This window comes from Kangsaoukella pontilimi, from assembly GCF_009830125.1.
Taxonomy (GTDB): domain Bacteria; phylum Pseudomonadota; class Alphaproteobacteria; order Rhodobacterales; family Rhodobacteraceae; genus Kangsaoukella; species Kangsaoukella pontilimi.
Genome location: NZ_WUPT01000001.1, coordinates 209,122 through 228,215, shown reverse-complemented (window position 1 = coordinate 228,215; position 19,094 = coordinate 209,122). Strand labels below are relative to the sequence as shown.

Sequence of the window (19,094 nt, the reverse complement as noted above, 5' to 3'; positions counted from 1 at the left end):
CACCTTCTATCGGGTGCGCATGGAGTTTTTTTGACAGCGCGCCCCTTGTCCAGCGGTTTTTCGACCATTTGGACAAACAATTGATATCGCTCACGTGAGCGCTGTCAGAGAACCGCCTCAAACAGTGGCCTCGTGTTCTCCTTCGTCATCTCGACGGGGTTGCCACCGACCGACGGGTCCTTAAGCGCCGCTTCGGTGAGAACATCGAGATCCGGATCCTTGACGCCCAGTTCGGTCAGCGTCTTCGGGATGCCGAGACTGGCGTTGAACTCGTCCACGAACGCCCGGAAGCCTTCGAAACCGCCCTCGATCCCCAGATACCCTGCCGCCCGGTCGAAGCGCTCGCGGATGGCGTCCGCGTTGAAGCCGAGCACCACGGGCATGAAGAGCGCGTTGGTCGTACCATGGTGTGTATGATGCCAAGCGCCGATGGGGTGGCTGAGTGCATGGATCGCGCCCAAACCCTTCTGGAAGGCCACCGCACCCATGGCGGCGGCGCTCATCATATGGCCCCGCGCCTCGATATCCGACCCGTCCGCATAGGCGCGCGGCAGATAGTCGATGACAAGCCGCATGCCCTCAAGCGCTATGCCCTGGCTCATAGGGTGGTAATGCGGGCTGGAAAACGCCTCGACGCAATGGGCGAAGGCATCGAGCCCGGTACCCGCCGTGATGTGCCTGGGCATTCCCACGGTCAGTTCGGGGTCGCAGATGACCACCGACGGCAGCATCTTCGGGTGGAAGATGATCTTTTTCTCATGAGTCTCGCTGTTGGTGATGACCGACGCGCGACCCACCTCCGAGCCGGTCCCCGCCGTGGTCGGCACTGCAACGATGGGGTGGATCCCATCAGGGTCGGCCCGCGTCCACCAGTCGCCTATATCCTCGAAATCCCAGATCGGCCGCGCCTGCCCCGCCATGAAGGCGAGCGTCTTGGCAAGGTCGAGACCCGAGCCGCCGCCGAAGGCGATCACTCCGTCGAAGCCGCCCTCGCGATAGACCTTCAGCCCCGCTTCGACATTGGCGTCGGACGGGTTTGGGTCCACCTCCGAGAAGATCGCGCGGCCAAGCCCGCCGGCCTCGACCAGGTCCAGCGTGCGGGCGGTGATCTCCATGCCCGCCAACCCACGGTCCGTGACCAGAAGCGGCTTGGTGATGCCGGCGGCCATGCAGGCCTCGACGATTTCCGAAATGCGTCCCGCGCCGAAGCGCACCGATGTCGGATAGGACCAGTTCCCTGTCAGCCCCATGTCAGCCCTTTCTCAGGTGATAGGATTTCGGCCGCGTCAGCGCGTGAAATCCGAGGATCGAAAGACCGGCGCCCCGGCCGGTATCCTTGCAGCCCGTCCAGCAGAGCGCCGGATCGAGATAGTCGCAGCGGTTCTGGAAGACCGTGCCGGTTTCCAGCCGGTCACCGATCATCTCGGCGGCCTCGGCGTCGGCGGTCCAGACGCTGGCGGTCAGGCCGAAGCAGCAGTCGTTCATCAGCCGGATCGCCTCTCCGTCGTCCTCGACCGGCATGATGCCCACGACGGGGCCGAAACTTTCATCGCGCATCACCCGCATGTCGTGGCTGACATTCGTCAGGATCTGCGGGGTGACGTACGGCCCCTCGCCGTCATCGGCCTCCATCCGGTCGATATGGGCCACCGCGCCATCGGCCAGCGCCTCGTCGATCTGAGCGCGCACCTCGCGGGCAAAGCGGACATTGGCCATCGGTCCGAGCGTCGTCTCGGGGTCGAGCGGGTTGCCGAGCTTCTGCGCCTTGACCCATGCGATGGATTTTTCAAGAAACTCGTCGTAGAGCGCCTCGTTCACGTAGATGCGCTCGATCCCGCAGCAGCACTGGCCCGCGTTGAAGAAGGCGCCGTCCATCAGCGTCTCGACCGCGGCATCCACGTCAGCATCGGCGCGGACATAGCCGGGGTCCTTGCCGCCCAGCTCGGTCGATACGGGGATGAAGGTGCCCGCGGCGGCGCGCTCGATCGCCTGACCTCCGCCGACGGAACCGGTGAAGTTGACGAAGTCCACCGCACGCTCGCCGATGAGTGCCGATGTCGTGTCGTGATCGAGCACCACGTTCTGGATCACGTCCTCGGGCACGCCCGCCTCGTGGAAGGCCTCGACCAGACGCTCGCCCACCTGAAGGGTCTGGGCGGCGTGTTTCAGGATCACGGTGTTTCCCGCGATGAGCGCCGGTGCGATTGTGTTGATCGCCGTCATATAGGGGTAGTTCCAGGGCGCGATGACAAGGACGACGCCCCAGGGCACGCGCTTGATCTGGCGTTTGAAGCTGTCCGAATCCTCGATGACATAGGGGGCTAGACCCTCTTCCGCGATGGAGGCCATGTATCGGACACGCTCGTTGAAGCCGCCGTATTCGCCGCCGTAGCGGATCGGACGGCCCATCTGATGGGCCAGTTCATTGGCCATGCGGTCGGTTGTCTGGCCGACGATCTCGTTGGCCTTCATGACGAGGTCGATCCGCTCCTGCAGCGGGCGGTCGCGCCAGAGCATCTGTGCCAGCCGCGCCTTCTTGGCGGCGGCGAAGGCGGCGTCGCGGGACAGAACCTCGCGGCTCAGGTAGACCGAGCCGTCGATGGGGGAAATCAGGTCGATTGTCTTTGTCATGGGGTGTCCTCCGAAAGGGGAACGGGGGTGAGGTTGGAACAGAAGAGCCGCCAGCCCTCTCCCTCGGTATGGCTGAGCGGATGTAGGTCTTTTCCAGCGGACCGGGAAGAGGCGTCGCGCTGCTGCAGGGGCCGCGCCTCGGAATAGAGCATCGCAAGGGGGCGCTGCCCCCTCGCGGCCTTCGGCCGCTTCACCCCCGGGATATTTGGAAACAGGCGAAGGACAATTTTACTCAAATTGCCAGGGTTCCCCGGGACCGGGGCGGGCCGGATGCAGTTCGGATGGGCGGTGTTCATGTCAGGCGCGCTCGAAGCCCCGGGCGATCTCCCAGTCGGTGACGACCGCGTCGAAGGCTTCCTGCTCAACTTCCGCCGCGCGGGCGTAGTGATCGACGACCCAGTCGCCCATCTGCGCGCGAAGCATCTTCGATTCCCGAAGTGTTTCGGTCGCGGCGCGGAGCGTGTGCGGGATCGATGCAACGTCCTCCATTCCATACACGTCGCCGGTCACGGGATCGTCCAGCGTCAGCCCTTCCTCGATGCCCGAGAGGCCTGCAGCGAGTTGCGCCGCGCAGGCGAGGTAGGGGTTGATGTCCGACCCGGGTATCCGGCATTCGATCCGGACGCCCTTGGTACCGTCGCCCACGAGGCGGTAGCCCGCGGTCCGGTTGTCGATCGACCAAGCGATCTTGGTCGGCGCGAAGGTGCCCGGCAGGAAGCGTTTGTAGCTGTTCACATAAGGCGCGAGGAACGCGGTGATGTCGGGCGAGTATTTCAGAAGGCCCGCCACGTAGGATTTCATCGTGTCCGACATGGTGAGCTTGGCCTCGGCGTTGTAGAACACGTTCCCGTCTTCCGAAAAGAGCGACTGGTGAATATGCGCGGCCGAGCCCACCTTCTTGTGGTGCCATTTCGGAAGGAAGGTCGCGGAATGGCCGTGCGCCAGAGCGATCTCCTTGATCGCCTGCTTTGCTATGGTGTGGTGATCGGCGCAAAGAAGCGCGCCCGCGTATCTGACGTTCAGCTCTTCCTGCCCTGTCTCGGCCTCGCCCTTGGAGTTCTCGACCGGCACGCCGGCGGCCACCAGCATGTTCCGGATCGGTCGCATGACGTATTCTTCCTTGGTGGTCAGGAAGATGCTGTAATCGGCATTGTAGCCTGCAAGCGGGTCGAGGTTTATGAAACCGCTTTTCCGGGCCTCGTCATAGCTTTGCCGGAAGAGGAAGAATTCCAGTTCGGTCGCCATCATCGGCGTAAAGCCCATCGCCTCGGCGCGGGCGATCTGGGCCTTGAGCACCTGGCGGGGCGCATGGGGCACGGGTTCGTGGGTGTGATGGTCGATCAGGTCGCAAAGGACCATCGCCGTCCCTTCCAGCCACGGCACGCGGCGGAGGGTCGAGAGATCGGGCTTCATCACGTAGTCGCCATAGCCCTTTTCCCAAGAGGTCGCGGCATAGCCGTCCGGCGTGGCCATCTCGATATCGGTGGCGAGCAGGTAATTGCAGCAGTGGGTCTCGTGATACCCGGCTTCAAGGAAGGACGAGACGTGGAAACGCTTGCCCATCAGACGGCCCTGCATATCCACCATGCAGACGAGCACGGTGTCGATCTGGCCGGTTGCGGCTTCTTCCTTGAGCGTGTCGAAAGACAGGTTGGCAGTCATTTCGGTCCTTCCTCGCGGCATTCTGTGGCCGCTTCATATCTATCGGATCGTGGCAGGCGACCCCTCGGAAGAGGTCGCCTGTTTCTTGGGTTCGGGCCGTGGCCCGCAAAATGGATCAGGTATAGCGGTACGGACGTCCCGCTTTTTCCATGACGGCGTTGTAGGTTTTGAAGATCTCCACGACCTTTGCCTTGGTCTCGCTCTCGGCCGCGATTTCGTCCCAGAACACGCGGGCGGCGGCTTCGACCTGGGCCCATTCGCTGTCGGGGATCGAGGTCAGCTCCATCTTGGGACCGTTGACGCGGAGGTCCGCCTCGCCGCCCCAGTACCAGTGCTGACGATAGTAGTGCGACTGCTCGCAGCAGACCTTGAACAGCGTCTGGAGGTCTTCGGGAAGCTCGTTCCAGCGCTCCATATTGGCGAAGAAATGGCCGATCCAGGCGCCCGAGATGTTGTTGGTCAGGAAGTAGTTGGTCACATCCGCCCAGCCGACTGTGTAGTCCTCGGTGATGCCCGACCACGCGATGCCGTCAAGCTCGCCGGTCTGCACCGCCACCTCGATATCTTCCCAGGGCAGCGTCACCGGAACGACGCCGAACTGGGCAAGGAAGCGGCCCGCCGTCGGGAAGGTGAAGACGCGCTTGCCCTTGAGATCTTCCAGCGAACGGATCGGGTCCTTGGTGGCGAAGTGGCAGGGGTCCCATGCGCCGGCGCTGATGTGCTTGACGCCGACCTTCGAATACTCGGCGTCCCAGATTTCGTTCAGGCCGTACTGGTTGAATAGTACCGGCACGTCGAGCGAGTAGCGCGATGCGAAGGGGAAATAGCCGCCGAAAACGGTGACTTCGGTGGGCGAGGCCATCGAGTCGTCGTCGGACTGCACGGCGTCGATCGTGCCGCGCTGCATCGCCTGGAACAGTTCGCCCGTGGGGACGAGCTGGTCGGCGTAGAACACCTCGATCTGCATCCGGTCGCCGGCGATCTTGTTGAACATCTCGATGGCCGGATCGAGCACGTGCTCGGCCAGCGCGGGGCCGGCATAGGTCTGCATCCGCCAGCGGATCGTAGACTGGGCGAGTGCCGGTGCGGCAAGTGCGGTTGCGGGTGCGGCCGCGGCGGCACCTTTCAGGAAAGTACGTCTGGACGTCATGGGTCTATCCTCTCTCTGTTGAAATTGGCCCCGTTTGGACAGGGGTTCTGATTGTTGTCGGGTCGCGCGCGTCAGAAGCCATAGACATATCCCGGCAGCCAGAGCGCGATTTGGGGGAAGGCCATCACCACCGTCAGCGCCAGCACCATCACCAGCACGAAGGGCAGTATCGAGCCGTAGATATCGCGGAGCGTGATCTCGGGCGGCGCCATGGCGCGCATCAGGAACAGGTTATAGCCGAAGGGCGGCGTCATGTAGGCGATCTGGGTCGTGATCGTGTAAAGCACTCCATACCAGATCAGGTCGAAGCCGAGCGCGTCGACCAGCGGCACATAGAGCGGCGCGACGATCACCAGCATTGCGGTGTCATCGAGGAATGTACCCATCAGGATGAAGCTGAGCTGCATCAAGATCAGGATCGTCCACGGCCCGAAGCCGAGCTGTTCGGTGAAGAGGGACTCGATGGCCCGCACCGCTCCCAGCCCATCGAAGACGGCGCCGAAGGCAAGCGCGGCGAGGATGATCCACATGAACATGCAGGTGATGCCAAGCGTGTTCCGGACCGAGTTCTCGAAGACCTCGCGCGTCATCCGCCCCTTGAGGACGGCGGCGGCGAAAGCGGCAAGCGCGCCGATGGCCGAGCTTTCGACCAGCGAGGTCCAGCCGTTCACGAAAGGCACCATCATCGCGAAGAAGATGAAAAGCGGCAGAAGACCGGCGCGGAGGAGCCGCAGCTTTTCGGCCATGGGAAGGTCGCGGTCCTCTTTCGGCAGTACAGGGCCGAGGGACGGTGTGATCCGGCAGCGGATCACGATGTAGAGGACGAACATCGCGGCCATCATCAACCCTGGCAGGATACCGGCGAGCCAGAGTTGCCCCACCGGCTGACGCGCGATCATCGCGTATAGGACAAGCACGACTGAAGGCGGCACGAGAATGCCCAGACTGGAGCCCGCCTGTATCACCCCCGTCACCATGCGCTTGTCGTAGCCGCGCCGGAGAAGCTCGGGCAGCGCGATGGTCGCACCGATCGCCATGCCCGCGACCGAGAGGCCGTTCATCGCCGAGATCAGCACCATCAGGCCGATTGTCCCCACGGCAAGGCCGCCCGACAGGCCGCCCATCCAGACGTGGAACATCTTGTAGAGGTCGTCGGCGATCCGGCTTTCCGAAAGGACGTAGCCCATGAAGATGAACATCGGGAGCGTCAGAAGCGGGTACCACTTCATCAGCTTCATCGCGGCCGAGAAACCCAGGTCATAGCCGCCCCGGTCGCCCCATAGGAAGAGCGCCGCAACTACGGCGACGAAGCCGATGGCGCCGAAGACGCGCTGGCCCGTCAGCAGCATCAGCATCATCGACGAGAACATGAGAATGGCGATCCACTCGTAGGCCATCAGAGCTTGACCCCCACGTCATGGCCCTTGAGCCTCAGAATATCCTTGAAGAGCTCGCTTATCGCCTGAAGCAGCATCAGGAAAATGCCCGTCACCATGATCGTCTTGATCGGCCAGAGATAGGGCCGCCATGCGGTCGGGCTGCGCTCGCCACCGTACTGGAAGGAGTACATCAGGCTGTCCCACCCGCCCCAGAGCAGGATGCCGAGGTAGAAGATCAGGAAGAGGACCGTGATCGCGTCGATCTGCGCCTTCCGCCTGTCGGTCCAGGACCCGTAAAGCAGGTCCATTCGCACGTTGGAGCCAAGCTGGATCGAATACGGACCGCCAAGAATGTAATAGGCGACCATGGCGAACTGCGCCATTTCCAGCGTCCAGAGCGACGGCAGGAAGAAGGTCTTCGAGATGGACGACCAGAGCAGAATCCCCATCATCACGAAGATGCCGTACATGACGATGCGTCCGATCCAGCGGTTCAGCGGATCGACGAGGCCAACATATTTCAGCATCAGGCCGGTCATGCCGCCACCTCTTCAAGGGCGGCCGTCAGCGCCCCGGCGAGAGCGGTGGCCACGACGTCGATAGCGGCATCATCCGACAAAAGGTCGTTCCGCACCTCGATCATCACGTTTCTCAGCCCGCGCGCCGTCGCGTGCCGGGCAAGCGTGTGAGTGACGCCGTCCTTCGCGGAATAGGGCTCGTTCAATGCGGTGCGGTGCGGGCCGTCATAGGCGGCGAGCATGGCCTCCGCGAGGGTCGGGTCGGCATCATGCAGAAAGCCGATTTCTACGGCGCGAGGGGCGCCGTTCCAGACGGGCGTGAAGGAATGGATGGTGACGAGCGTCGGCGCTGTATCGAATGCATCGAGCGTGTCGGAGACGACCTTGTGGAAAGGGTAGTACAGCGCCTCTGCCCGCGCCTCTCGGTCGGCGGCGCTGAGGCTCCTGTTGCCGGGGATATCGATGGTCTCGACCCGCGCCGGTATCGCGTCGGGCGCCTCGGGCGGGCGGTTCAGATCGTAGATCAGGCGCGACCAGTTCGCGATTACAAGCGGAACGCCCAGCGCATCCGACAAACGTTCGGCTAGATGCGCCGCGCCAATATCGAAGACCGCGTGGGAATACCGATCCGCATCGGCAAGGCCAAGGTTCTCCAGATGCGCCGGGATTGCATCGGAGGCATGCTCGCAGACGAGAAGCAGCGGAAATGACCGTGTCTGGCCGATGACGGTGGCGACGTCAGCGGAAGACTCAGGTAGGATCGAGAGGGGTTCGGCAGCAACAGTCACGCCCGCATAGCACCGTCGCGCAGGCCGCCTGTCAAGCGAATTTCGTAGACTTGGCTTCTGATGGCGTCTAGCTTGTAACGATAGCTTCAGGATTGAGCACACAGGTGAAGCGGAGCACGATCGTCAAGGACAGGCTGGCCGATATGGCCGCCGATCTGACCCCGGCGGAGCGTCAGGTCTCGGACGTACTGCTGCGCGACTACCCCGTGGCGGGGCTGACGTCGATCACACGCCTGGCCGAGGCGGCGGGGGTGTCGACGCCCACCGTCATCCGACTTGCGCGGAAGCTCGGCTATGGCGGTTTTCCCGATCTTCAGGCCGCACTCAGGGACGAGGCGTCCGCACAGATCAGAACGCCCATCCTCAAACGCGACGGCTGGCCCGAGAACCGCTCGGACAGCCCGGCCTTTCAGGATTTCGCCCAAGCCGTCTTCGCCAATCTCGAAGGCACGATCGACCGGCTGGACCCGGCCTCCTTCGACCGGATCGCGGCCTGTCTGGCCGACCCGGCGCGGCACGTGGTTCTGTCTGGCGGCCGGATCACGCGGTCCAACGCAGATTACCTCTTCAACCACCTGCAGATCATTCGGCCGGGCGTGACGCTGCTGTCGCCCTCGGCCAACGTCTGGCCGCAGTACCTGCTGGACATGGGGCCCGAAACCGTCCTCGTGATCTTCGATATCCGCCGCTACGAGCGCGACCTGTTCCGGCTGGCCGAGATCGCCAAGGCGCAGAAGGCCGAGATCGTCCTTTTCACCGACCAGTGGGGGTCGCCCGTCACCAAGCTGTCTGATCACGTGGTGAATGCCCTGATCGAGGTGCCGTCGAGCTGGGACTCGACGCTCGCGATCAACCTGATCGCGGAAGCGCTCATCGCCGAGGTTCAGACCCGCCGGTGGGAGGATGCGAAAACCCGGATCGAGCGGCTGGAAGACATGTTCAAGACAACAAAGCTTTTTCGGAAGCAGAACTGACCGCCCCAGCCTCCCGAGCGGCGCATATCCGGTATGCCCAAGAATACCGTGTCTTTTGGCCCGGAATGCGTTAGGAGCACCCCCTTCAGAACAAGAAACGAGACGAGGTGGTCCATGGCGCGGGCTTTGATGGCGGTTTTCGGTGATGCATTGGCGGGTGAACGGCAAGGGCCGGACCTGAATGCCACCCAGCTCAGGATCGAACTTCTGGCCGGTCTGACCGTCGCGCTTGCCCTTGTCCCCGAGGCCGTCGCGTTCGCCTTCGTGGCGGGCGTGCATCCTCTTGTGGGCCTCTATGCCGCCTTCATCGTCGGCCTCATCACCGCGCTGTTCGGCGGACGGCCCGGCATGATCTCGGGCGCGACGGGCGCGCTGGCCGTGGTCATGGTCAGCCTCGTGGCGACCCACGGGGTCGAGTACCTCTTCGCCACGGTCGTCCTGATGGGCCTGATCCAGATCGCGGTGGGCCTGCTCAGATGGGGCAAATTCATCCGACTGGTCCCGCATCCGGTTATGCTGGGCTTCGTCAACGGGCTGGCCATCGTGATTTTCCTCGCACAGCTCAGTCAGTTCCAGGTGCCCGGCAGCGCGGAAAGCGCGGGCCACGGCATGGCGAACGGCGAATGGCTGTCGGGTACGCCGCTTGTCATGATGCTGGCCCTTGTTGCACTGACAATGGCGGTGATCTGGGCGATGCCGAAACTCACCAACGCCATCCCTGCCCCGCTTGCGGGTATCGCGATCACGGCGCTGGTGGTCATCGTCTTCGGCATCGACGTGCCGCGCGTGGGCGACATGGCCGGGATCGAGGGCGGGCTGCCCGCGTTCCATATTCCCATGGTTCCGCTCAACTGGGAAACATTCGAGATCATCCTGCCCTATGCGGTCATCCTCGCCGCCATCGGCCTGATCGAGAGCCTTCTGACGCTGAACCTTGTGGGCGAGATGACGAACCAGCGGGGCGGCGCCAGCCGCGAATGCGTGGCGCAGGGCGCCGCCAACACCGTGACCGGCTTTTTCGGCGGCATGGGCGGCTGCGCGATGATCGGTCAGTCCATGATCAACGTGAAATCCGGCGGACGCACCCGCGTGGCCGGAATCGCGGCGGCACTGTTCCTGTTGTCCTTCATTCTTTTCGCCGCGCCCCTGATCGAGCAGATCCCGCTGGCCGCGCTTGTGGGCGTGATGTTCATGGTCGTGATCGGCACCTTCGCGTGGAACTCGCTTCGCATCCTGACCAAGGTGCCGCGTGCCGATGCCTTCGTGACGATCCTCGTGACCATCGTCACGGTCGCCACCGACCTTGCCACGGCCGTGGTCGTGGGCGTCATCGTCAGCGCGCTGGCCTATGCCTGGCAGAACGCGACGCGCATCCACGCGATGACCTACGAGACGCCGGAAAGCGCCAAGGTCTACAAGGTGCAGGGCCCGCTGTTCTTCGGCTCGTCGGACGGCTTTACCGAGATGTTCCGCGTGGAAACCGACCCGCAGGTCGTCATCGTCGATTTCGAAGGCTCGCGCGTCGTGGACCAGTCGGCGCTTCAGGCCATCGAGGCGGTTGCGGCCAAGTACGAAGCGGCCGGCAAGCGCCTGCAGCTTCGCCACCTCTCGCGTGACTGCCACCGGCTCTTGTCGAAGGCGGGTCACCTGATGGTCGATAGCGACGACGATCCGGATTACGAACTGGCCGTGGACTACTCGGTCAGGACGGGCATCATCGGCGGGCACTAAGCCCCGCGGCGTCAGCCCGGCGGCAGCGCCGCGCTTTCGGACAGGACGAGGTCGGCAGGCAAACGGTGTTGCGCGATGAGGCGCGCGTTGGCGAGGTCGTTGCCCTCGGCCCGTGCCCGCGCCGCGTCGGCGTCATGGCCATGGTCGAGCCAGCGCTGAATGAGCCGCTCGCGCAGCACGTCCTCGGGCGTGTCGATCCAGACGGACATGGTCCAGAAGTCCGAGAGCCCTCGCCACGGCTCGGCATCGTAAAGAAGGTAGTTGCCCTCGACCACGACGATGTCGCAGTCCGGGCCGACGCGCCCTGCCCCGGCGATCGCCTGGTCCTGACTGCGGTCGAAGATCGGGTAGACCACTTCGTCTTCTTGCGACAGGCGGCGGATCATGTGCAGGAACCCGGCTGCGTCGAAGGTCTCGGGCGCGCCTTTCCGCGGTCGCAGACCAGCAGGATCGAGAAGCCGGTTATCCAGATGGAATCCGTCCATGGGCACGTTACGGGCCTGGCGCCCGGCCGCGACAAGCGCATGGGTCAGCGTGTCCGCCAAAGTCGACTTTCCGCTAGCAGGGGCGCCGGCGATGCCGACAAGACAGCGCCTTCCAGTGCTTTCAAGCGCCAGAACGCGGTCGCGCAGGTCCGCGACCAGATTGTCCAATGCTCTGTTCGGGCCAGCGGTCATCTGTCTTGCCGTATATCCTTTGCGGTTGGCCGCCCGTCGCGGGATCAGTTCCGAGCGTAGTCCTGCAAGGCCGCCATCGCACCCTTGGTCCAGATGAGATCGAGCCAGCGCGCGAAACTCGCGCTGAAGGCGGCGTTTTCGGACAGGTCTGCATAGATCTGACGCTGCTCGAGCCATGCCGCCGGACGCTTGCGCGCCGCTTCGGCGGCGGCGACGAGACTGTCCCAGATCGGATCGTTCGGCGCTATCTTTGTGCCGTTCTCGCGGGTGCCCTCGCACATCCGCGCCCAGAGGGCCTCGACCAGTGCCAGCCCCTCGATCGATGTTCCCGAGGCCAGACCGTCCCGGATGATCGGTAGGACAAAGCCCGGATGGCGCGACGACCCGTCGAACGCCACACGGCGCGTGGTGTCGACGATGGACGGATTGGAAAAGCGTCGCACGATCAGGTCGATATAGCTTTCAGGGGTCATACCCGGCACGGGCTTCACATGAGGCGCGATTTCCTCGTGCTGGACCTTGCGGAAGAAAGCCGCGATGGCCTCGTTTTCCATGCAGCCGGAAATCGTGTCGATCCCCGCGATCTCGCCTACATTGGCAATGATCTGGTGGCCGGCATTCAGGATGCGCAGCTTCATCAGCTCGTAATCGTGGACATCGTTCGAGAAGGTCGCGCCCACGCGATCCCAGTCGGGACGGCCAGCGCAGAAATCATCCTCGATCACCCACTGGCGGAAGTTCTCGTGCGTAACGGGTGCAGCGTCATCTATGCCCAAAGCCCGGACGAGCGCGCGCTCTTTGTCGCCGGTGGCCGGAACGATGCAGTCCACCATCGAATTCGGGAAGCTGCAGTTGGCTTCGATCCACTCGGCCAGTTCGGCATCGGACAGCCGGGCCAGCCCGACCACGGCCTGCCGCAGAATACGCCCATTCCCCATAAGGTTGTCGCAGCTTTGCGCGGTGAAGGGACCGTGCCCCGCATCGCGACGCCGGCGAAGCGCCGCGACCATCGCACCGAAGGCCGTGCGGGGACGGTCGGGGTTGGTCGCGTCATGCTGAATGTCCGGGTGAGAGGTATCGAGACCGCCCGTCGCAGGGTCCAGATAATAGCCGCCCTCGGTCACGGTCATCGCGACGATCCGGATCTCCGGCGCGGCCATCGCCGCGATCAGGGGGCCGTTGCCCTCCTCGATGGGTACGTAGTCGATCATGCCGCCGGTGACTTCGGCCGTGGTGCCGGATGGATCAAGCTCGATCAGAGTCGTCAGACAGTCCTGAGACAGAAGACGCTGACGCATCTCGCTGTCATAGGGCCGGACGCCCGCACCGATGATCGCCCAGTCAAGCGCCTCGCCCTGCTGCATGAGCCGGTGCAGGTACCACGCCTGATGCGCACGGTGGAAGTTGCCCAATCCGATATGAACGATGCCGGGCGTCAGCGCCGCGCGGTCGTAGGACGGACCTTCGATACCTGCGGGCAAGCGGTCGAGCGTTGCATTGGACAACGTGACCAGATCGCCGGCGCGGCGCGTATCGGTCTTCAGCTCATCCATTGTCCCCCATCCACGTTGTAACATTGTGCCACGATGTAATCCGCCTCGCTGCTCGCCAGAAAGACGGCCATTCCGGTCAGGTCCTCGGCGCGGCCCATTCTGCCGTAGGGCACGGCCTCGCCGACCTCTTTCTTCTTCTGGCCGGGCGCCTTGCCCTCGTACTTGGCAAAAAAGGCGTCGACGCCGTCCCAGTGCTCGCCATCGACCACACCGGGCGCAATAGCGTTCACATTGATACCATGCTGGATCAGGTTCAACCCGGCGGACTGGGTCAGGCTGATCACTGCGGCCTTGGTCGCACAGTAGACGGCGACCAGAGGCTCGCCCCGGCGGCCGGCCTGACTGGCCATGTTGATGATCTTGCCGCCCTGCGCCCGCTCGATCATGTGGCGCGCCACGGCCTGCATGGTGAAAAGCGTGCCCGCCACGTTGATGTCGAAGGTGCGCGCATAGTCAGCGCGTTCGATTTCGACGATGGGCGCCGCGGTGAAGATGGCCGCGTTGTTGATCAGGATGTCGATCCCGCCGAACGCGTCCGCGGTCGCGGCCACGGCAGCGTCGATACTGGCCTGATCGGTGACGTCCATTCTGACCGCGATGGCTGACGAGCCGATCTCGTCAGCCGTGGCGCGCGCGCGCTCGATGTCGATATCGGCAATTGCCACCCGCGCGCCCTCGCGGACGTAAGCCTCGGCAAAGGCGCGCCCTATGCCGCGCGCCGAGCCCGTGATCAGGGCTGTCTTGCCGTCGAGCCGGCTCATTCGATTCTCAGACCCTGCGCGTCGAAGCGGTGCAGGAATTCCGGGCGCGGCGTCAGGTACACGTCGGCACCATAGCCGAGCGACATCTCGCCTGTTGCACGCACGGTGAGCGGCTCTTCCGAGATAGGCGTCTGAACGTGGAAAAAGGTGTCGGAGCCCAGATGCTCAGATACGCCGACGGTGCCTTTCCACATGCCTTCGGTCGTGGAGATCTCGATATGCTCGGGGCGGATGCCGATGGTCTGAGCGTTGTGTTTCTGCGCCTCGGCACCGCCGATCAGGTTCATCTTGGGCGACCCGATGAAGCCGGCGACGAAAGTGTTCCGCGGACGGCTGTACAGTTCCAGAGGGCTGCCCACCTGTTCGATCACACCGGCCTGAAGGACCACGATCTTGTCGGCCATGGTCATGGCTTCCACCTGGTCGTGGGTCACGTAGATCATGGTGGTCTTGAGGCGCTTGTGCAGCTCGGAGATTTCCAGCCGCATCCCAACACGAAGCGCGGCGTCGAGGTTCGACAGCGGCTCGTCGAAGAGGAACGCCGCAGGCTCGCGCACAATGGCGCGGCCGATGGCGACACGCTGGCGCTGGCCGCCCGAGAGCTGACCTGGGCGCCGTTCCAGATAGTCGGTCAGGTTCAGAACCGCCGCTGCCTGTTCGACTCGCTTGTTCTGTTCCGCCTGATCGAGGCCCGCCATGCGAAGCGGGAACGCGATGTTCTTGCGCACCGTCATATGCGGGTAGAGCGCGTAGGACTGGAACACCATGGCCAGGCCGCGCTTGGCGGGCGGCACGTCCGTGGCGTCCTTGCCGTCGATCTGGATCACGCCGTCAGAGACGTCTTCCAGGCCGGCGATCAGCCGCAGAAGCGTGGACTTGCCGCAGCCCGAGGGGCCGACGAAGACGACGAATTCGCCGTCGTTGATTTCGAGGTCAAGCGGCGGGATGACCGTCACTTCACCGAAGCTCTTTTTCACCTTGTCGAGTACGATGCGTCCCATGAGTCTTTTCCTTACTTCACCGCGCCGAAAGTCAGGCCGCGGACGAGTTGTTTCTGACTGAACCAGCCAAGGATCAGGATCGGCGCAATCGCCATGGTGGAAGCTGCGCTGAGTTTGGCGAAGAATAGGCCTTCGGGGCTGGAATAGCTGGCGATGAAGGCCGTGAGCGGACCGGCATTGGCCGCCGTCAGGTTGAGGGTCCAGAAGGCCTCGTTCCATGCCAGGATGAAGTTGAGAAGAATGGTCGAGGCGATGCCCGGCACCGCCATGGGCGTCAGGACGTAGAGGATTTCTTCCTTGAGCCCGGCACCGTCCATCCGCGCCGCCTCAAGGATATCGACGGGGATTTCCTTGAAGTAGGTATAAAGCATCCAGACGATGATCGGCAGGTTGATCAGCATCAGGACGATGATCAGACCGAAGCGCGTGTCGAGCAGGTTGAACTGCACGAACAGAAGCGAGATCGGATAGAGCACGCCGACAGCGGGCAGCATCTTGGTGGACAGCATCCAGAGCAGGATGTCCTTGGTCCGCTTCGACGGCACGAAGGCCATGGACCATGCCGCAGGCACAGCCACGATGATGCCGAGCAGCGTCGAGCCGCCTGCGATGATGACCGAGTTCCAGAGGAACCGCATGTAGTCCGACCGCTGCTGGACGAGCGTGTAGTTCTCGAGCGTCCAGTCGAAGTTGAAGAACAGCGGCGGGTCGTTGATCGCCTGAGCTTCGGTTTTGAAACTGGTCAGGATCGTCCAGTAGATCGGGAAGAAGATCAGCAACCCGACTGCCCATGCGGCGGCGGTGGTGATGACCTTACGGCGGGTGGTGACTGCACGTGCCATCGGTGCCTCCTATCGGTCCAGGTTGCTGCCGACGATGCGCATCAGGAAGATGGCAACGATGTTGGCAAGAATGATCGCGTAGACGCCGCCAGCCGAGCCGAGCCCGATGTTCTGACTGTCCACCACACGCTGGAAGATCAGGTAGGTGAGCGTCCGGGTGCCGAAGGCGCCGCCGGTGGTCACGAAGATCTCGGCGAAGATCGACAGAAGGAAGATCGTCTGGATCAGCACAACGATGGTGATGGCGCGCGACAGGTGCGGCAGGATGATGAACCAGAACCGCTTCACAGGCGGCGCTCCGTCCATCTCGGCAGCTTCAAGCTGTTCGCTGTCCAGAGACTGGATCGCCGTCAGAAGGATGAGCGTCGCGAATGGAAGCCACTGCCAGGACACGATCAGAATGATCGACTGGACCGAGGCGTCAGATAGCCATGAAACGGGTTCCGCTCCGAAAAAGCGCCAGAGATGCGCCAGAATGCCGTTCACGGGGTCCATGAACATGTTCTTCCAGACCAGCGCAGAAACGGTCGGCATAACGAAGAATGGCGCGATGACCAGAAGCCGGACGATACCTTGCCCCCAGAAAGGCTGATCGAGAAGGATCGCCAGGAAGATGCCGAAGACGACAGTGATTAGAAGGACGCCACCCACGATGACGAGTGTCGCCTGAACCGAGGGCCAGAAGGCGCTCGAACCGATGAAGCGGGCGTAGTTCTCAAGGCCGACCCACTGAAGGCCGTTTTCGAGAGAGTCGCCGCGGAGCGGCAGGTAACGTTTGAAGCTGAAATACAGCGTCATCGTCAGGGGGACGAGCATCCAGCCGAGAAGCAGAATGACAGCTGGCGCCATCATCAACCGGGCGGCAGAACGGGAATGCTTCGTGGCCATGATAGATCTCCTCCGATGGTGGACGCGCCACCTCAAGACGAAAAATCAGCGAAGTCGTAACGAAATCGGCGTAAACCAGGGGGCGGGCGTTTCCGCCCCCCGGTTCGGGAGGACGCTTAGCGGTAGCCGGCGGCTTCCATTGCGTCGTTGGTGATCGCCTGAGCTTTTTCCAAGGCCTCGTCGATCGACTGCTGGCCTGCATAGACAGCCGAGAACTCCTGGCTGACTTCCGTCGCGATACCCGCGAATTCCGGGATGGCGACGAACTGGATGCCGACATAGGGCACCGGCTTCACGGTCGGATCCTGCGGGTTGGCCGCATTGATCGAGTCGAGTGTCTTCTGAGCGAAGGCGACTTCCTGGTATTCGGGCGTCTCATAGAGAGAGGTCCGCGCACCCGGGGGAACGTTGGCCCAACCTTCGTTCTCGGCGACGAGCTCGATATACTCTTTCGAAGTCGCCCACTCGATGAACTCCTTGGCGGCGTCGGCTTTCTGCGTACCGGCAGGTACTGCCAAAGCCCATGCCCAGAGCCAGTTCGAGCGCTTGTCGACACCCTCGGCGTTCGGAGCGAGAGCGAAGCCCACGCTGTCGGCAACGGTCGAGTCGTTCGGGTTGGTCACGAAGGACGCCGCCACGGTGGCGTCGATCCACATGCCGCACTTGCCCTGCTGGAAGAGCGACAGGTTTTCGTTGAAGCCGTTCGTGGCATAGCCTTCGGGGCCATAGTCGTTCATCAGGCTGACGTAGAACTCGAGAGCCTCTTTCCACTCGGGCTGGTCGAACTGGGCATTCCAGTCCTCGTCGAACCAGCGCGCGCCGAAGGAGTTGGCGGTGACGGTGATGAAGGCGCCGCCTTCACCCCAGCCGGCCTTGCCGCGGAGGCAGATGCCGTTGATGTCGTTCGCCGGGTCATCCATGGCGGCCGCCGCTTCGCGGATGAACTGCCAGGTGGGCGCGTCGGGCATCTCAAGCCCCGCCGCTTCCATCAGGTCGGTCCGATACATGACCATGGAGCTTTCGCCGTAGAACGGCGCAGCATAGAGCGTGCCGTCATGGCTGAGGCCCGAGCGCATGGCGGGCAGGATGTCGTCAACGTCGTACTCGGCCGACAGATCGTCCAGCGGCACGAGCCAGCCATTGGCGCCCCAGATCGGGGTTTCGTACATGCCGATGGTCATGATGTCGAAGGCACCGCCCTTGGTCGTGATGTCGGTGGTGACGCGCTGACGAAGGACGTTCTCTTCCAGCGTGACCCACTCGACCGTGTGACCGGTCTTGGCGGTGAAGTCGTCGGTATAGCCCTGCATGCGGATCATGTCGCCGTTGTTCACGGTGGCGATCACGAGATTTTCTGCATAGGCGGCGGTGGCGGAAACAAGCGCGAGCGCAGTACCCGCACAAAGTGCGTTCTTAAGATGCATCCTACTCCTCCCTGATTCTGGATGTCGTAGTAAAAGGTCTCATATTGTTTCCGCGCCGTCAATTTAATTTTTACGCGCGTAAACTTTTACTGCTGTCAGGCAGACTCCCGCAAGACCAGCCTTGCCGGGAACAACTCTTCGCTGCGGCTGGAAAATCGCCCGCCCGCCTCGACCAGTTCACCCAGCCGTTCGACGCTGCGGCTGGACACGGCTTCGTAATCGTGAGCCGCCGTGGTCAGTGACGGACAGGTGAACCGCGAGAACGGGTGATCGTCGTTCGACGCCACACGCAGCGCGCACCCATCGCCGCGCCCCACGCGCAAGCCCTTCTCGTAGCAGGCCGACAAAAGCCCGATGGCAAGTCGGTCGTTGCTGCAGAGAATCGTATCGCTTGGGAAGCCGCCTTCAGACAGGATTTTCAGGGCGCCGCGCTGACCGATTTCTTCGAAAGCCCAGCCCTCGCCTTCGATCTTGACCACATGGGGCTCGAACCCGAGCCGTTCGGCCATTTCCAGATAAGCCAAGCGGCGCTTGTTCGCGTTGGGGTTGGCGGGTGTCGCCATCTCGAAGAAGCAGGGCGCGTCGCCGGAGCGACACAAATACTCCACCGTTTGGGAAACAAAGCTGAAATTGTCTGATCCGACAAAGGCTTCGCCCATGCCTTCGAGGTTGCTGTCGAAAAGGACGGTCGGAATGTCGGCACAAAAACTCTCGATCGCCGAGCGATCCGAGGCGCGGCCGAGAGGCGCCAGAAGAACGCCCGCAGGCTTGATCGACCGCAGCGCTTCAAGAATGTCGACCTCGACACTGGGCACGCCGTAGGAGCTGAACAACGTGGGCCGAAAGCCTGCCTGCACGCAGCGCTGCTCGATCTGTCGCGCGATCTCCGAGAAGAACGGATCGGCCAGGAACGGAACGACGATCCCAACATTCTTGGTCAACTTCCGGTTCTGGTTGATGGCGTAGATATTCGGGCGGTACTCGTAGCGCTCGAGCGCTTTCTCGATCTTCTCGCGCGTTGTACGGCGCACGCTGTCGGGATCGTTGAAATACTTCGAGACGGTCGGACGGGAGATCCCGCTGACCGCTGCGAACTCTTCCATATTTCTAATTCT

General features: G+C 63.0%; 17 protein-coding genes. 2 read left to right on the top strand and 15 right to left on the bottom strand.

Going from position 1 to position 19,094, the window contains the following annotated elements:
* Positions 1-104: 104 nt before the first annotated feature.
* The 7 genes from GQ651_RS01190 to GQ651_RS01160 all read right to left on the bottom strand — a co-directional run bounded on the left by GQ651_RS01190 (position 105) and on the right by GQ651_RS01160 (position 8,128).
* Positions 105-1,250, bottom strand: a complete 1,146-nt coding sequence (locus GQ651_RS01190; protein WP_160762388.1) for an iron-containing alcohol dehydrogenase — start codon at positions 1,248-1,250, stop codon at positions 105-107.
* Between the two features lies 1 nt (position 1,251).
* Complete coding sequence (locus GQ651_RS01185; RefSeq protein ID WP_160762387.1) at positions 1,252-2,631, bottom strand: aldehyde dehydrogenase family protein; 1,380 nt, start codon at positions 2,629-2,631, stop codon at positions 1,252-1,254.
* 297 nt (positions 2,632-2,928) lie between these two features.
* Complete coding sequence (locus tag GQ651_RS01180; RefSeq protein WP_160762386.1) at positions 2,929-4,293, bottom strand: glutamine synthetase family protein; 1,365 nt, start codon at positions 4,291-4,293, stop codon at positions 2,929-2,931.
* A gap of 115 nt (positions 4,294-4,408) precedes the next feature.
* Positions 4,409-5,443: a TRAP transporter substrate-binding protein gene (locus GQ651_RS01175; protein WP_160762385.1), complete on the bottom strand. Its 1,035-nt coding sequence runs from the start codon at positions 5,441-5,443 to the stop codon at positions 4,409-4,411.
* A gap of 71 nt (positions 5,444-5,514) precedes the next feature.
* Positions 5,515-6,840 carry a TRAP transporter large permease gene (locus GQ651_RS01170; RefSeq protein ID WP_160762384.1) on the bottom strand — a complete coding sequence of 442 codons (1,326 nt, stop codon included), beginning with the start codon at positions 6,838-6,840 and terminating at the stop codon, positions 5,515-5,517.
* Entirely contained in the window at positions 6,840-7,361 is a 522-nt protein-coding gene (locus GQ651_RS01165; protein ID WP_160762383.1) for a TRAP transporter small permease subunit, read from the bottom strand. Before GQ651_RS01165 ends, GQ651_RS01170 begins: the two co-directional genes overlap by 1 nt.
* Complete coding sequence (locus tag GQ651_RS01160) at positions 7,358-8,128, bottom strand: N-formylglutamate amidohydrolase (protein WP_319637278.1); 771 nt, start codon at positions 8,126-8,128, stop codon at positions 7,358-7,360. Before GQ651_RS01160 ends, GQ651_RS01165 begins: the two co-directional genes overlap by 4 nt.
* 92 nt (positions 8,129-8,220) lie before the next feature.
* Here GQ651_RS01160 and GQ651_RS01155 point away from each other — a divergent pair, with 92 nt between their 5' ends.
* Both GQ651_RS01155 and GQ651_RS01150 read left to right on the top strand, forming a co-directional pair.
* A complete protein-coding gene (locus GQ651_RS01155; protein ID WP_227257924.1) occupies positions 8,221-9,102 on the top strand; it encodes a MurR/RpiR family transcriptional regulator in 882 nt (293 codons plus the stop codon).
* Between the two features lie 114 nt (positions 9,103-9,216).
* Complete coding sequence (locus tag GQ651_RS01150; RefSeq protein ID WP_160762382.1) at positions 9,217-10,833, top strand: SulP family inorganic anion transporter; 1,617 nt, start codon at positions 9,217-9,219, stop codon at positions 10,831-10,833.
* 11 nt (positions 10,834-10,844) lie between these two features.
* Here GQ651_RS01150 and GQ651_RS01145 read toward each other — a convergent pair whose 3' ends face one another.
* The 8 genes from GQ651_RS01145 to GQ651_RS01110 all read right to left on the bottom strand — a co-directional run bounded on the left by GQ651_RS01145 (position 10,845) and on the right by GQ651_RS01110 (position 19,082).
* Complete coding sequence (locus GQ651_RS01145; protein ID WP_160762381.1) at positions 10,845-11,510, bottom strand: nucleoside/nucleotide kinase family protein; 666 nt, start codon at positions 11,508-11,510, stop codon at positions 10,845-10,847.
* Between the two features lie 44 nt (positions 11,511-11,554).
* Positions 11,555-13,063, bottom strand: a complete 1,509-nt coding sequence (locus tag GQ651_RS01140; RefSeq protein WP_227257923.1) for a mannitol dehydrogenase family protein — start codon at positions 13,061-13,063, stop codon at positions 11,555-11,557.
* Positions 13,051-13,824, bottom strand: coding sequence for an L-iditol 2-dehydrogenase (locus GQ651_RS01135; RefSeq protein WP_160762379.1), 774 nt, complete (start codon positions 13,822-13,824; stop codon positions 13,051-13,053). Before GQ651_RS01135 ends, GQ651_RS01140 begins: the two co-directional genes overlap by 13 nt.
* Entirely contained in the window at positions 13,821-14,825 is a 1,005-nt protein-coding gene (locus GQ651_RS01130) for an ABC transporter ATP-binding protein (RefSeq protein ID WP_160762378.1), read from the bottom strand. Before GQ651_RS01130 ends, GQ651_RS01135 begins: the two co-directional genes overlap by 4 nt.
* A gap of 11 nt (positions 14,826-14,836) precedes the next feature.
* Complete coding sequence (locus GQ651_RS01125; protein WP_160762377.1) at positions 14,837-15,667, bottom strand: carbohydrate ABC transporter permease; 831 nt, start codon at positions 15,665-15,667, stop codon at positions 14,837-14,839.
* Between the two features lie 9 nt (positions 15,668-15,676).
* A complete protein-coding gene (locus GQ651_RS01120) occupies positions 15,677-16,555 on the bottom strand; it encodes a carbohydrate ABC transporter permease (RefSeq protein ID WP_160762376.1) in 879 nt (292 codons plus the stop codon).
* A gap of 116 nt (positions 16,556-16,671) precedes the next feature.
* Entirely contained in the window at positions 16,672-17,979 is a 1,308-nt protein-coding gene (locus GQ651_RS01115; protein ID WP_160762375.1) for an ABC transporter substrate-binding protein, read from the bottom strand.
* A gap of 95 nt (positions 17,980-18,074) precedes the next feature.
* On the bottom strand, positions 18,075-19,082 hold the full coding sequence (locus tag GQ651_RS01110; protein WP_160762374.1) for a LacI family DNA-binding transcriptional regulator: 1,008 nt from the start codon (positions 19,080-19,082) through the stop codon (positions 18,075-18,077).
* Positions 19,083-19,094: the final 12 nt, after the last annotated feature.

Excerpts from the sequence above, each read along its gene's own strand:
- GQ651_RS01190 (WP_160762388.1), bottom strand. The coding sequence starts at position 1,250 with ATGGGGCTGACAGGGAACTGGTCCTATCCGACATCGGTGCGCTTCGGC.
- GQ651_RS01185 (WP_160762387.1), bottom strand. The coding sequence starts at position 2,631 with ATGACAAAGACAATCGACCTGATTTCCCCCATCGACGGCTCGGTCTAC.
- GQ651_RS01180 (WP_160762386.1), bottom strand. The coding sequence starts at position 4,293 with ATGACTGCCAACCTGTCTTTCGACACGCTCAAGGAAGAAGCCGCAACC.
- GQ651_RS01175 (WP_160762385.1), bottom strand. The coding sequence starts at position 5,443 with ATGACGTCCAGACGTACTTTCCTGAAAGGTGCCGCCGCGGCCGCACCC.
- GQ651_RS01170 (WP_160762384.1), bottom strand. The coding sequence starts at position 6,840 with ATGGCCTACGAGTGGATCGCCATTCTCATGTTCTCGTCGATGATGCTG.
- GQ651_RS01165 (WP_160762383.1), bottom strand. The coding sequence starts at position 7,361 with ATGACCGGCCTGATGCTGAAATATGTTGGCCTCGTCGATCCGCTGAAC.
- GQ651_RS01150 (WP_160762382.1), top strand. The coding sequence starts at position 9,217 with ATGGCGCGGGCTTTGATGGCGGTTTTCGGTGATGCATTGGCGGGTGAA.
- GQ651_RS01145 (WP_160762381.1), bottom strand. The coding sequence starts at position 11,510 with ATGACCGCTGGCCCGAACAGAGCATTGGACAATCTGGTCGCGGACCTG.
- GQ651_RS01140 (WP_227257923.1), bottom strand. The coding sequence starts at position 13,063 with ATGGATGAGCTGAAGACCGATACGCGCCGCGCCGGCGATCTGGTCACG.
- GQ651_RS01135 (WP_160762379.1), bottom strand. The coding sequence starts at position 13,824 with ATGAGCCGGCTCGACGGCAAGACAGCCCTGATCACGGGCTCGGCGCGC.
- GQ651_RS01130 (WP_160762378.1), bottom strand. The coding sequence starts at position 14,825 with ATGGGACGCATCGTACTCGACAAGGTGAAAAAGAGCTTCGGTGAAGTG.
- GQ651_RS01125 (WP_160762377.1), bottom strand. The coding sequence starts at position 15,667 with ATGGCACGTGCAGTCACCACCCGCCGTAAGGTCATCACCACCGCCGCC.
- GQ651_RS01120 (WP_160762376.1), bottom strand. The coding sequence starts at position 16,555 with ATGGCCACGAAGCATTCCCGTTCTGCCGCCCGGTTGATGATGGCGCCA.
- GQ651_RS01115 (WP_160762375.1), bottom strand. The coding sequence starts at position 17,979 with ATGCATCTTAAGAACGCACTTTGTGCGGGTACTGCGCTCGCGCTTGTT.
- GQ651_RS01110 (WP_160762374.1), bottom strand. The coding sequence starts at position 19,082 with ATGGAAGAGTTCGCAGCGGTCAGCGGGATCTCCCGTCCGACCGTCTCG.